8 protein-coding genes and 3 rRNA genes are annotated in these 12,930 nt (G+C 52.5%); 9 read left to right on the top strand and 2 right to left on the bottom strand.

Annotation, left to right across the window (positions count from 1 at the left end):
* The first annotated feature begins 300 nt into the window (after positions 1-300).
* The 6 genes from AOA63_RS18585 to AOA63_RS18565 all read left to right on the top strand — a co-directional run bounded on the left by AOA63_RS18585 (position 301) and on the right by AOA63_RS18565 (position 8,878).
* Positions 301-1,779 (top strand): UDP-N-acetylmuramoyl-L-alanyl-D-glutamate--2,6-diaminopimelate ligase, encoded by a 1,479-nt coding sequence (locus tag AOA63_RS18585; RefSeq protein WP_053961192.1) that lies wholly within the window; start codon positions 301-303, stop codon positions 1,777-1,779.
* Positions 1,760-2,644 (top strand): glycosyltransferase family 2 protein, encoded by an 885-nt coding sequence (locus AOA63_RS18580; RefSeq protein WP_053961191.1) that lies wholly within the window; start codon positions 1,760-1,762, stop codon positions 2,642-2,644. The genes AOA63_RS18585 and AOA63_RS18580 overlap by 20 nt, the downstream gene beginning before the upstream one ends.
* Before the next feature lie 160 nt (positions 2,645-2,804).
* Positions 2,805-4,322 (top strand): 16S ribosomal RNA (locus tag AOA63_RS18575).
* A gap of 85 nt (positions 4,323-4,407) precedes the next feature.
* Positions 4,408-7,311 (top strand): 23S ribosomal RNA (locus AOA63_RS18570).
* A 35-nt stretch (positions 7,312-7,346) separates the two neighbouring features.
* Positions 7,347-7,464, top strand: a 5S ribosomal RNA gene (gene rrf, locus AOA63_RS20640).
* Together the 16S, 23S and 5S rRNA genes form the textbook arrangement of a ribosomal RNA operon.
* Before the next feature lie 115 nt (positions 7,465-7,579).
* Positions 7,580-8,878 (top strand): MBL fold metallo-hydrolase, encoded by a 1,299-nt coding sequence (locus tag AOA63_RS18565; protein ID WP_053961190.1) that lies wholly within the window; start codon positions 7,580-7,582, stop codon positions 8,876-8,878.
* 61 nt (positions 8,879-8,939) lie between these two features.
* Here AOA63_RS18565 and AOA63_RS18560 read toward each other — a convergent pair whose 3' ends face one another.
* On the bottom strand, positions 8,940-9,149 hold the full coding sequence (locus tag AOA63_RS18560) for a hypothetical protein (protein ID WP_053961189.1): 210 nt from the start codon (positions 9,147-9,149) through the stop codon (positions 8,940-8,942).
* Between the two features lie 81 nt (positions 9,150-9,230).
* Complete coding sequence (locus tag AOA63_RS18555; RefSeq protein ID WP_053961188.1) at positions 9,231-10,562, bottom strand: NRAMP family divalent metal transporter; 1,332 nt, start codon at positions 10,560-10,562, stop codon at positions 9,231-9,233.
* A gap of 242 nt (positions 10,563-10,804) precedes the next feature.
* Here AOA63_RS18555 and AOA63_RS18550 point away from each other — a divergent pair, with 242 nt between their 5' ends.
* From AOA63_RS18550 to AOA63_RS18540, 3 genes are read left to right on the top strand one after another with little or no spacing between them, the layout of a single operon-like run.
* Positions 10,805-11,269: a CtsR family transcriptional regulator gene (locus AOA63_RS18550; protein ID WP_028962671.1), complete on the top strand. Its 465-nt coding sequence runs from the start codon at positions 10,805-10,807 to the stop codon at positions 11,267-11,269.
* A 1-nt stretch (position 11,270) separates the two neighbouring features.
* Positions 11,271-11,840, top strand: a complete 570-nt coding sequence (locus AOA63_RS18545) for a UvrB/UvrC motif-containing protein (protein WP_053961187.1) — start codon at positions 11,271-11,273, stop codon at positions 11,838-11,840.
* Positions 11,827-12,873, top strand: coding sequence for a protein arginine kinase (locus tag AOA63_RS18540; protein WP_053961186.1), 1,047 nt, complete (start codon positions 11,827-11,829; stop codon positions 12,871-12,873). Before AOA63_RS18545 ends, AOA63_RS18540 begins: the two co-directional genes overlap by 14 nt.
* The last annotated feature ends 57 nt before the right edge of the window (positions 12,874-12,930 follow it).

Raw genomic sequence — 12,930 nt, 5'->3', positions numbered from 1 at the left:
AGATTTTTTGTGCCCCTCATATACCGTGAGGGGCTTTTAAATTTCAGTTTTTCTTATTTGAAACACTTCAAACAATATGATTTGATTAGATAGGTAATAGACTTACGATCGACAGACAATTTATTTAGGTTTGAGGATTTTTTGAGATATCCGCATAGAATACCGAAAAGCGACAATGAAATCATGTCAGAGGCACTCATCGACTATTCGATTTTTTCCTCGTGGCTGAATCCAATTCATGATAGATTCATGATACATGGGGACAATCATTGTAGGCAGAAAAACGGGGGAATCATTCTAATGGACCAGCAGCTGAGCATAACCGAATCCGGTTGGGTATTTGGCCCTGCTGTGAAGGGAATTCGCATGGACTCCCGATTGGTTCAGCCAGGGGATGTTTTTATTGCGGTTTCAGGATCCTTGCTGGATGGACACGAATTTATTCAGCAAGCCATAGACAAGGGTGCTGTGGCAATCGTTGGTGAAAAACCAATGGGAACCTTACCCGTTCCATATATTCAAGTCCAATCCAGCCGGGAAGCGGCAGCAGATTTAGCGACATCATTTTATAGGCACCCTTCGAAAGATCTCGTCACGGTGGCGGTAACCGGAACGAATGGAAAAACTTCTGTTGTGTATTGGCTCAGTGCTATTTTGAATGCTGCGAATATCAAAACGGGGCTGATTTCTAGCGTAGTGAATGATATTGTCTGCCGGAAACAGTCAGCTTCTTTAACGACTCCAGAAAGTCCTGACTTACAGGCATACTTAGATCAGATTCGTAACTGTGGCGGAAAGGCTGCAGTGGTTGAGGTGTCATCTCACGGTATAGTGCAACAAAGAGTGCGCGGAACAGTTTTTCAATTAGCCATTTTGACCAACATTACACGGGAGCACTTGGATTTTCACGGCACGATGGAACGGTATGTTGATGCTAAGGCGACATTATTTCGCATGTTACCACCAGATAGTTTAGGTGCTGTGCTTAATGCCGATGATCAGCACTTTGAAACAGTGGCCAAAGCTAGTCGAGCACAAGTAACAAGCTATGGGATTAAGGCAGGAGACATTCGGGGTCAAGTCCTTCATGAAACTGCATGGTCTACAGATATTCGTGTGACCGGTCTCAACCTAGACTTTATAACCCGTGTGAATCATCCGGGCCAGTATAACGTCTACAATGTATTGGCAGTCACTGCTGCTGCAATCAGACTTGGCGTCGCTCAAGAGGTTCTGCAAAGAGAAATTCCTAATCTGCCGTCAGTACCAGGAAGGATGCAAATTACCGGAGGACAAAGAGGTCCCATGGCGGTAGTGGATTATGCTCATACACCAGATGGTCTCTATCAATCTTTATTGACGGTCCGCAAATTTACGGAGGGCAAGGTCTGGTTAGTCTTTGGCGCTCGTGGAGGCAGAGACCGGGGAAAAAGACCGGAGATGGGACGTATTGCTGCACAATATGCTGATCATGTAGTCGTAACAGCTGACAGTCCCAATTTTGAGGATCCTCAAAAGATTGCGGACGCGCTGATTGAAGGGATTCGGCAGGTAGATGATACAAAACTAAAACTGGTCGAACTTAATCGTGCATTAGCTATCCATTATGCTGTGCGTCATGCAGAAAAAAATGATGTGATTTTGATAACAGGGCGAGGTCCCGAAACGATTCAGCACTTTGGGAATGATGATGTACGGCTTGTCGATGCCGAAGTTGTTGAAGAGGCCCTCCAAGAACGCTGGCGTCAGGAGGGAAGCCATGTTCCCGGAATTAGTTAGTGTCGTGATTCCGGCGTATAATGCGGAATCAACTATTGTAGAGGCTTTAGAATCCGTTTATCAACAATCGCATAAGAATTTAGAAGTTATCGTTGTAGACGATGGATCCACGGATGCGACGCGTCAGATTATTGAAAAGCAATTTCCTCGGGTCGTTTTAAAGGCTAATCAAAATCAAGGACCATCCCAAGCGCGGAACATTGGAATTGATATGGCGCATGGGGAGTGGATTGCGTTTTTAGACGCCGACGACGTATGGCATCCCGAGAAGATTGCCCAACAACTCGATGTGGCTCATACGGATCCTGAAATAGGGCTCGTTGCGAGTGATTGGATTCGTGATGCCCATTTTTTGGACGTGCCTCGAGCTTTGCCGGTTTCGGAAGTACGCTATCATGATTTATTGATTTTAAATCGGTTTCAAACTTCGACGGTTTTAGTGAAACGATCCATTGTTCAATCATTACATGGATTTGACCGCCGTGTTGATGGAGCCGAAGACTGGGATCTATGGCTGCGCGTTGCTCAGGTAGCACGAGTGGTCAAAATCGATTGGCCTCTTGTTATGTACCGTGATGTTCCGACTGGTTATAGTAAAGATGTTTGGCGGGTCTATGTCACGATGTTGCCGATGTTAGATAAACATCGAGAAGAAGTACAAGTGAGCCATCATGAATTTCGTGTGATTGAGGCATGGCATCATCTTCGGTTTTTTGTGGCATTTATTCTTATGAAACAATATGATAAGGCCTTTCACGCGGTCAAACCGGCTTTTTCGCTTCGTCTGCTTAGTGGGCTGTTTCCTGCGATGTATCGTTATCTGTTTCCGTTTTTGTGGACACGAATTAAGAAAAAATCTGCTTAAAACACTAGACATTTTACGGTGAAGAGACTATAATTAATTTCGCTGTCCGACAGGGCAGCACGGCCACGAGGTGAAGGCCTCGGGTAGTCGGTCCTTGAAAACTATATCGTCATGGTGAAGATGAGATTAGACCGTATTAATGATGTCAGCAGATGAACGAGTCATGGAGAGTTTGATCCTGGCTCAGGACGAACGCTGGCGGCGTGCGTAATACATGCAAGTCGAGCGGACCTTCGGGTCAGCGGCGGACGGGTGAGGAACACGTGAGTGATCGGGCTGTGAGTGGGGGATATCGGGCCGAAAGGCGCGGCAATCCCGCATACGTTCCGGGGAACTGGAAGAAAGCTTGGCAACAGGCGCTCACAGGGGAGCTCGCGGCCCATTAGCTAGTTGGGGGGGTAACGGCCTCCCAAGGCGACGATGGGTAGCCGGCCTGAGAGGGTGAACGGCCACACTGGGACTGAGACACGGCCCAGACTCCTACGGGAGGCAGCAGTAGGGAATCTTCCACAATGGGCGCAAGCCTGATGGAGCAACGCCGCGTGAGTGAAGACGGCCTTCGGGTTGTAAAGCTCTGTCTGTCGGGACGAAGACCGGCCCGCGAGGGCCGGGGAGCCGGTACCGACGGAGGAAGCCCCTGCAAACTACGTGCCAGCAGCCGCGGTAAGACGTAGGGGGCAAGCGTTGTCCGGAATTACTGGGCGTAAAGGGCGTGTAGGCGGTGCGATACGTAGCGGTTTTAAGCCTCCGGCTCACCCGGAGGAGGGCGGCTAAACGGTCGCGCTGGAGGGCAGGAGAGGTGCGTGGAATTCCTGGTGGAGCGGTGAAATGCGTAGAGATCAGGAAGAACACCCGTGGCGAAGGCGGCGCACTGGCCTGGCCCTGACGCTGAGGCGCGACAGCGTGGGGAGCGAACGGGATTAGATACCCCGGTAGTCCACGCCGTAAACGATGGGTACTAGGTGTCGCCCGGGTCCACCGGGCGGTGCCGGAGCTAACGCACTAAGTACCCCGCCTGGGGAGTACGGCCGCAAGGTTGAAACTCAAAGGAATTGACGGGGGCCCGCACAAGCAGTGGAGCATGTGGTTTAATTCGACGCAACGCGCAGAACCTTACCAGGACTGGACACGCGCGTGAGCGCCGCGAAAGCGGCGGGCCCTTCGGGGAGCGCGCGCAGGTGCTGCATGGTTGTCGTCAGCTCGTGTCGTGAGATGTTGGGTTAAGTCCCGCAACGAGCGCAACCCTTGTCGTGTGTTGCCAGCGGTGCGGCCGGGCACTCACACGAGACTGCCGGTGACAAACCGGAGGAAGGTGGGGATGACGTCAAATCCGCATGGCCTTGATGTTCTGGGCTACACACGTGCTACAATGGTCCCGACAACGGGATGCGACGGCGCGAGCCGGAGCCAATCCTTCAAACGGGATCTCAGTTCGGATTGCAGGCTGCAACTCGCCTGCATGAAGCCGGAATTGCTAGTAATCGCCCATCAGCATGGGGCGGTGAATTCGTTCCCGGGCCTTGTACACACCGCCCGTCACACCACGAGAGTCGGCCACACCCGAAGCCGGGCGATCCAACCGCAACCGCGGAGGGTCCCGTCGACGGTGGGGTCGGTGATTGGGGTGAAGTCGTAACAAGGTAGCCGTATCGGAAGGTGCGGCTGGATCACCTCCTTTCTAGGGAGCTTCCCATGACGATATGGTTTCCGAGGACCGACGGCGGCGTTCGCGCCGCGGCCGGCGGACCTTGACAACTTTACAGGAGAAAGAGACAACCAGCACACGGGGGATGCCTCGGGTGCGGATGGGGCGAAGAAGGTCGTGGCACGCCACGAAAGGCCTCGGGGAGCGGCGTCGCACGCAACGATCCGAGGGTCACCGAATGGGGAAACCCCCAGACCGGCAGGTCTGGACGGTTCGCCACAGGGCGAAACCGAGTCCAAAGCGGGGAACTGAAACATCTCAGTACCTGCGTCGAGAAAGCGTCAGCGAATCCCGTAGTAGCGGCGAGCGAACCGGGACGAGTCCAAACGTGCGCCGCGTGACCGGACATACCGGCGCGGCGCACGGGTTGCGGGCCTGTCTTGTCGGCGTATGTCGACCGACACCGGCCCTCCGGCCTTGATCCGAAGCTGTTGGAATGCAGCGCCCGAGCGGGTGAGAGCCCCGTCGGAGCAGAGGTCCGGAGGCCGGGACAGGTTCCAGAGTACCACGGTCCTCGTGGAAGACCGTGGGAAGCCGGGCGGCCCACCGCCCAAGACTCCCGACCATCCGTCACCGATAGTGGAAAGTACCGTGAGGGAACGGTGAAAAGCCCCCCGGGAGGGGAGTGAAAGAGATCCTGAAACCGTGTGCTGTCAAGCCGTCAGAGTGGGGTTCGCCTCATGATGGCGTGCCTATTGAAGAATGAACCGGCGAGTGACCGGCAGGCCGCGAGGTTAACGACCGGGAGGTCGGGAGCCGGAGCGCAAGCGAGTCTGAAGAGGGCGGCCAGTGGCCGCCGGTCGACCCGAAACCGTGTGATCTAGCCGGCGCCAGGCTGCAATCCCCTTAAGCCGGGATGAAGGGCCGCACCCGTGTCCGTTGAAAAGGGCTGGGAGGAGCGGCGGCTAGGGGTGAAATGCCAATCGAACACGGAGATAGCTGGTTCTCCCCGAAATCGCTTGAGGGCGAGCCTCCCCGACCAATACCGACGGGGTAGCGCTCTGTGAATGGAAGGGGTCCGTGAAGGATTACTGCCTGTTCGCAAACGACAAAGTCGTCGGTAGGCGGGAGAGAGTCAGACGTTGGGGGATAAGCTCCAAGGTCAAAAGGGTAAGAGCCCAGATCGTCCGCTAAGGTCCCCAAATGACCACTGAGTGGCAAAGGTCGTCGCGTGATCGAGACAGCCAGGAGGTTGGCTTAGAAGCAGCCATCCTTGAAAGAGTGCGTAATAGCTCACTGGTCGCAGTCGCGCGGCGCCGAGAATGTGCGGGGCTAAGTGGTCTACCGAAGCGGCGAATCGGCCTCCCACGGGAGGCCGGTGGTAGGGGAGCGTCCGCCGGGGGGCGAAGCGTGCGGGGAACCGTGCGTGGACCGCGGCGGAGTGCGAATGCCGGTATGAGTAGCGAAAAGGCCCGTGAGAATCGGGCCCGCCGAAAGCCGCAGGGTTCCGGAGGCAGGATCGTCCGCTCCGGGTTAGTCGGGCCTAAGGCGAGGCCGTTCAGGCGTAGTCGATGGAGACACGGTGGAGATTCCGTGACCAGCCGATCACGGCGAAGGAAGCAGGACGTGGTCCGCGGGGGTCTGCGCCCCGTTGGTGGTGGGCGTCCCGCAAGGGGGACGGAACAGACAGTACGGAAGAGAGCTCGGCGGACCACCGAGAAAAGTGCGACTGGAGTGATCGGGTGTCCGTACCCGAAACCGACACAGGTAGGCGAGGCGAGGAGCCTCAGGCGCGCGAGTGACCTCTCGTTAAGGAACTCGGCAAATTCCCCCCGTAACTTCGGGAGAAGGGGGCCCGGCCGCGCCCGCGGCCGGGGGCACTACAGCGGCCCAAGCGACTGTTTACCAAAAACACAGGTCCCTGCGAAGTCGTAAGACGCCGTATAGGGGCTGACGCCTGCCCGGTGCTGGAAGGTTAAGGTGAGGGGTGCAAGCTCCGACCCGAAGCCCCAGTCAACGGCGGCCGTAACTATAACGGTCCTAAGGTAGCGAAATTCCTTGTCGGGTAAGTTCCGACCCGCACGAAAGGCGTAACGACTTGGGCACTGTCTCAACGAGAGACTCGGTGAAATTGCAAGTCCTGTGAAGATGCAGGATACTTACGACTGGACAGAAAGACCCCGTGGAGCTTTACTGTAGCCTGCCATGGAACGCGCGCGACGTGTGTACAGGATAGGTGGGAGGCGGAGAAGCCGCCGCGTCAGCGGCGGGGGAGCCATCCTTGGGATACCACCCTCACGGCGTGCACGATCTAACCGCCGCCGTCACCCGGCGCGGGACAGTGGCAGGGGGGCAGTTTGACTGGGGCGGTCGCCTCCTAAAGCGTAACGGAGGCGCCCCATGGTTCCCTCAGCACGGTTGGACAGCGTGCAGGGCGTGCAAAGGCACAAGGGAGCTTGACTGCGAGCGTGACAACGCGAGCAGAGCCGAAAGGCGGGCTTAGTGATCCGGTGGCACCGCGTGGCAGGGCCATCGCGCAACGGATAAAAGCTACCCCGGGGATAACAGGCTGATCTTCCCCAAGAGTCCATATCGACGGGAAGGTTTGGCACCTCGATGTCGGCTCATCGCATCCTGGGGCTGAAGTCGGTCCCAAGGGTTTGGCTGTTCGCCAATTAAAGCGGTACGTGAGCTGGGTTCAGAACGTCGTGAGACAGTTCGGTCCCTCTCCGTCGTAAGCGCAGGATACTTGAGGGGCGCGACTCCTAGTACGAGAGGACCGGAGTGGACGAACCGCTGGTGTGCCCAGTTGTGTTGCCCAATGCAGCGCTGGGAAGCTAGGTTCGGAGCGGAGAAGCGCTGACCGCATCTAAGCGCGAAACCGACCCCAAGATGAGGTATCCGAGGCGGACCTGTGGGTCCGCCACGAGACCCCCACACGACCAGTGGGTAGATAGGTGGTCCGTGGACACCCGGTAACGGGCGGAGCGAGACCATACTAATCGGTCGAGATCTTTCTCCTGTGAAGTTGTGAGGGTCCGGAAGACTCTCTACGCTTGTCGGTGCCTCAGGTGGCGTGTGTTGACCCGTTCCCATCTCGCACACGGTCGTCCCCCACGCCGCCGCTGGTGGTACTGGATCCGTCGGGATCTGGGAGGCCCAGTCGTGCCGACAGATTCTTTGTAGCTCTCTCTGAGAACAGGGAGAGCTTTTTTGTATACCCTGAGCCAATAAGAGATAATTGGGGTATATGCTACAATGAGCACAAGGTAAAGAGGGAGAGGAATTTTATGGCAACCGTGAGTTTCTGGGGTGGTGTCGGCATTACCGGCTCTAGTAAAGTTTTAATCGAAGATCAAGGTTGGCGCGTCCTTTTAGATATGGGACTAGATCGACCTCAAACCGATCTCTATCATCATCCGGTCAGTCCACGACCGGGACAAGAATTACATGATCGGTTAAAGGTAGGGGATGCTCCCTGGATTCCTCATTTGTTTCGCAGAGATGCGGTTGCCGGGACAGGTTTGGCGGGAAATAGTGATGGTAAAACGGCAGTATTTATTACCCATTCGCATGTCGACCATATTGGCTTAACAGGATGGATTGATCCAAACATTCCAATTTATGCGGCTCCGGAGACAGCTCGAGTTCGTCATGCCTTAACAGTTGTTGGTGAAGCGGCGAAAAAGGATCCCAGTTTTGAATTAATTTTTGCTGAACAAGTGATGTTAGAAGGATCTCCTCCTCATATTATTCCTATGGAAGAAGCTCACCCAGTGGAATTCGGTCCTTTTCAGATAACACGATATCTTGTCGACCATGATGTTCCGGGGGCATCGGGGTATATCGTTGAGACAGCGAGTGGACGCGTCGCCTACACAGGAGATATTCGTTTGCATGGTCGTCATCCAGAATGGGTGAAACGATTTGCTGAGGCAGCATATGGATCGGAAGTTTTAGTCATTGAAGGCACAACCTTGGGAAACAAGACGCGGGATACCGAACATCCGGTTACTGAAGAGCAAGTCGACAAGACATTCACGGATATTGTTGAACATACGCGTGGATTAATGCTAATCACATTGCGCCCACGCAATATTGAACGGATTGAATCGTTTATGCGCATTGCCGAAAAATTCGGTCGCCAAATCTTATGGTCCAAAGAATTTGCAACCTTTTTAGAAGCCTATGGACTTAAGGTATGGCGAATGGATTATAGTCCAGCGCAGCTAAAAAAAATTCAAGCGCATCCTGAACGTTATATCATTCAGATGTGGCCACGAGATATTCCATGGGTAATGGATTTACCTGTTGGGAAAGAGAGTGTATTTATCCAGGCCGATGGCGATCCTAAGTTAACGTCACCCGCGGGTCGTTCGTTGCAACATTGGTTACAGCGTTATCATATACCGCTTCGCACACTGGGGACACGGGGTCACGGAAGTCCTGAAGCCATCCACAAGATCGTTGAATGGATTCGACCCAACATTGTTTATCCGTTGCACACGCATGCCCCCGAACTTTTATTGCCGGAACCCCCGACCATCCGCATTGTGCCGGAATACGGTCGTCGTTACCCCATCGGTTAAGATGGCATGTAAAAAAGGGTCTTGGGTTTGTACCCAAGACCCTTTTGCGGTGGGCGACAGTCTAATGCATGTTCTGAATAACATTCATCACCACGACGACAATCATAAACAGGACGTAAATCCGTAATCCCCAAATTGTGCCTTTTAAGGCGGGAGATAAAGGGAGCAAACCCAATTCTTCAATGTGTTGCCTTGCCTTGTTGTGGTCTTCTAACAACCTGTCAATGGGTAATGTGTCTTTTGTCCCTGAGGTCAATTGTGCGGAATTCATCAATAATCTCCTCCTTATATCCTCATATGACGATGTCAATGAGAGAGTTTTTATGGGAACATCATTGTCGTGATGAGGGGATTAAAACCATTGCGGAAAAATGACAGAGACGGCATAAATCATGCCCGCAAGCGAGACGAAAATACCAACCGCTAAACCTAAAGCATTAAGCCACCACGTGCTGCGGTGAGCACCCATAATGTCTTTATCGTTGGCTAAAATTAATAAGAATCCAATGGCGGGCGGCATGGTTAGCACCGCGATAACATTGACCATAATCACAACCATTTCTAAGGGAAAACCGGGAATTAACACCAGCGATCCGGCCAATGCTGCCACCCCAATCAATACGAGGTAAAATCCCTTGGCTTCATGAAAGGAACGATTGAGACTATGGGCTTGACGGGCGACTTCGCCGAAGGCATAGGCCGATGAGGTCGAAATGGTGGTCGCCGCAACTAAACCGGCTTCTAGAACACCTAAGGCAAAAAGGGATCCGCCAATGTGGCCGACATATGGGGTTAAGGCTTGCGCGAACTGGGCGGCACCAAACTGACTGGCATTCATGTGATGAATAAATAACGGCGTTGTGGCAATGATACAGGCAATTGCTGCTAGGGCCGCGAATAATGCGCCCAGCGCTGTATCAATGCGTCCGTGACGAATGTCGGCGACAGTGAGTCCCTTGTCACTGACAGCTCCTTGTTGAAAAAAGAGCATCCAAGGTGTAATTGTGGCCCCGATATCTGATAGCAAAATCACTAACGTATTGGTATTAAACCCACCAACCAAAGGATGCCATGTTAAAAATGATCGACCTACCTGGCCCCAATTGGGATGGCTTAAGATGGCGACCGGGATAAAAACCAGATTGAATAGCGCAAGGATGAGCACAAAACGCTCCCACGACCAATAACGCCGTACAATTACTGCGGTACTTACCACGGCAATGCCACATAAGACCGCAACCCAGGCCGGTATCCCAAAATACCCAGCACCTGCGACAATCCCGACAAATTCCGTAACTAGCGTGAGAAAATTCGTAAAGAGCAGGTCAATCATGGCAAAATTGCCCCAGAATCGTCCAAACCGACGGTATATCAGCTCTGCATGCCCTGCTTGACTGGCTGCGCCAAGACGCACAGTGATTTCTTGAGCCACAAATGCCATGGCAAAGGTCAAAAGAACAAAGGGGAGAAAAAAACCTATACCAAATTGGGAACCGGTCGCCGCATAAGATAACATACTGGGAGCATCATTTTCACCTAGCATAACGAGAATTCCCGGGCCGATGAGGAGCCATAATAGGCGCGCTGGCTTGTGTTGCAGGCGAGCCTGATGAACGGCTAAACGATCAAGGGCTCGGTGTTGATGTTCATGAGAAACTGACGGGGAAACATTGTCGGGAGTCATTTGCGCATCACCTCAAGTTTCTTAGTAGATGTTTTCTTTGTTAGCCTTAGGCAATATCACACTATGGAAGAAACTAAGAAGAGGTGAAAGCGATTTCCAGATTTTCTTGTTCTCAGAAGTGTTGCCAAGAATTTGGGTATGGTATTATGTGCGTACGTGACATGCTAAGCTGGTGCTTGACAGACCTGATATACTACAATTAAAGAGCAATAAAAGGCAAAGTCAATCAAGAGGGGAGTCAAATGGCCAGTATTAGTGATGAGATTGAAGCATACATTCGCCATCTTTTAGCACAATCAGAAGATGGTGTGATTGAAATTCAACGAGCAGATCTGGCGGGGCGTTTTGATTGTGTGCCGTCACAAATTACGTATGTATTGATGACGCGTTTTACCCCTGAACGTGGCTATCTAGTAGAAGGGCGACGGGGAGGGGGAGGAGGCATTAAGGTTCTGCAACTCGTAACCGAATCTCAAGAAATCATTGAGGCGATTTCAGGATTAGAAAGTATTGATCAAACGCGCGCGTTAAGTATTATTGAGCGGCTATACGAGGCAGAACATATTACAGATCGGGAGCGAGCACTACTTTCCGCAGCCATGCGTCGCGATGTCTTGAATATTGGGCTTCCGGAAAGAGATCGTCTAAGAGCCAGGATTCTTCAGGCCATGTTGACGATGCTGCTCCGCCCGAAGGAGGCGAATTGACATGGAACAAAATTCAGAGCCTCGTCAGGATCGTGTGCAATTGTGTCAACGGTGTGAAAGCCGCCCTGCTTCGGTGCACATGAGTACTGTCGTGAATGGCGAAAAATTTGATCGGTTTCTTTGTGAGGACTGTGCTCGCCAAGAGGGCGCCTATCATTTTATGCTGGTGCCCCAGTTCACAATCCAACATGTGCTCGGGGGATTGATAGGTGCTACTCCCACGGGCCAGCGTCCTCAAGCCGTGATAGACAAGACATGTCCTGTGTGTGGCTATTCATATCAACAATTTGCCGAGACAGGGCGGCTCGGTTGTGACCACTGTTATGAGGCATTTCATGAGGAATTAGAGCCGTTAGTCAAACGCTTACATGGCAGTGTTGAGCATCACGGTAAAGTACCTAAGCGAGGCGGTCAAGATATCCTACAACAACGCACATTAGAAGAATTACGAACTAAGATGCGAGACGCCATTGCTCGGGAAGCATTTGAAGAGGCCGCCAAATGGCGAGACGAGATTCGTGCTCTGGAACAGCAGCATGCCTCCGGGGGGTCAAATCATGGATCCCTTTAGCGCATGGATGCAGGCGAAAGGGCCAGATGCTGATATTGTCCTGTCAAGTCGCATTCGATTGGCACGCAATCTGAAGGATACGGTATTTCCTAACCGGCTGACGGATGATGTCGCTGAAAAAATGCTCCATCAAGTTGAACAAGCCGTGAATGATTTAAGTAGGACGTGGCAAATGCATTTCGAGCGGCTCGATCATCTCAGCCCAATTGACCGGCAGGTTTTGGTGGAAAAGCACTTGATCAGTCCCGCATTTATCGAAGAACCGGTTAAGTACCGTGCAATCGCCATTGATGAGCGGGAAAGTATTAGTATTATGGTAAATGAGGAAGATCATTTGCGCATTCAAATCCTGTTATCCGGTTTGCAGCTCGAAGAAGCCTGGACCGTGGCGAATCAATTGGATGATGCGCTGGAACGTCGTTTGGATTACGCTTATGATAGTCATTCCGGTTACTTAACGGCCTGCCCTACGAATATCGGAACGGCAATGCGTGCGTCGGTTATGGTGCATTTACCAGCTCTCGTCTTAACGCGTCAAGCTTCTCAAGTCTTTACGACATTAGCTCAAATTGGCATGGTGGTTCGCGGTTTGTACGGGGAAGGTTCCGATGCTGTAGGCAACATTTTTCAAATTTCCAACCAGGTCTCATTAGGGTTAAGTGAAGAAGAATTTATTCACAACTTGGCAACGGTGACGCAGCAAATTGTGGGACGTGAGCGTCATGCGCGTCAATATTTGCAGCACAATGCGGGAGTGATGTTGGCGGACCGCGTGGACAGAGCATGGGGGCTTTTGACACATGCTCATATTATGACCTCTGAAGAAGCGCTCCGCTTATTATCTGAAGTCAAATTGGGACAGGATTTGGGTTTATTGCCCAAAACAAAAAGCACATTTACACAGTTGACGTTGTTTACCCGACCGGGATTTTTGCAATCGCAAACCGGTCATGAATTAAACGCCGCGGAACGTGATCAGATTCGGGCTCAATTTTTACGTGAAAGATTGCGGGAAGAAGTCCAGTCTGTCTAAGCACTTTCCGTGGGAGGATAGGTAGAGGGGACACAGGTTTTAATGGGGAAGGAGAAT

The sequence above is a fragment of the Sulfobacillus thermosulfidooxidans genome, assembly GCF_001280565.1.
Classification (GTDB): domain Bacteria; phylum Bacillota; class Sulfobacillia; order Sulfobacillales; family Sulfobacillaceae; genus Sulfobacillus; species Sulfobacillus thermosulfidooxidans_A.
Note: the sequence above shows the minus strand (reverse complement) of the source record. Positions and strands in the feature narration are given on the sequence as shown.

What these genes read in the sequence shown, in the direction of transcription:
- AOA63_RS18585 (WP_053961192.1), top strand. Translation starts at nt 301, where the DNA reads ATGGACCAGCAGCTGAGCATAACCGAATCCGGTTGGGTATTTGGCCCT.
- AOA63_RS18580 (WP_053961191.1), top strand. Translation starts at nt 1,760, where the DNA reads ATGTTCCCGGAATTAGTTAGTGTCGTGATTCCGGCGTATAATGCGGAA.
- AOA63_RS18565 (WP_053961190.1), top strand. Translation starts at nt 7,580, where the DNA reads ATGGCAACCGTGAGTTTCTGGGGTGGTGTCGGCATTACCGGCTCTAGT.
- AOA63_RS18560 (WP_053961189.1), bottom strand. Translation starts at nt 9,149, where the DNA reads ATGAATTCCGCACAATTGACCTCAGGGACAAAAGACACATTACCCATT.
- AOA63_RS18555 (WP_053961188.1), bottom strand. Translation starts at nt 10,562, where the DNA reads ATGACTCCCGACAATGTTTCCCCGTCAGTTTCTCATGAACATCAACAC.
- AOA63_RS18550 (WP_028962671.1), top strand. Translation starts at nt 10,805, where the DNA reads ATGGCCAGTATTAGTGATGAGATTGAAGCATACATTCGCCATCTTTTA.
- AOA63_RS18545 (WP_053961187.1), top strand. Translation starts at nt 11,271, where the DNA reads ATGGAACAAAATTCAGAGCCTCGTCAGGATCGTGTGCAATTGTGTCAA.
- AOA63_RS18540 (WP_053961186.1), top strand. Translation starts at nt 11,827, where the DNA reads ATGGATCCCTTTAGCGCATGGATGCAGGCGAAAGGGCCAGATGCTGAT.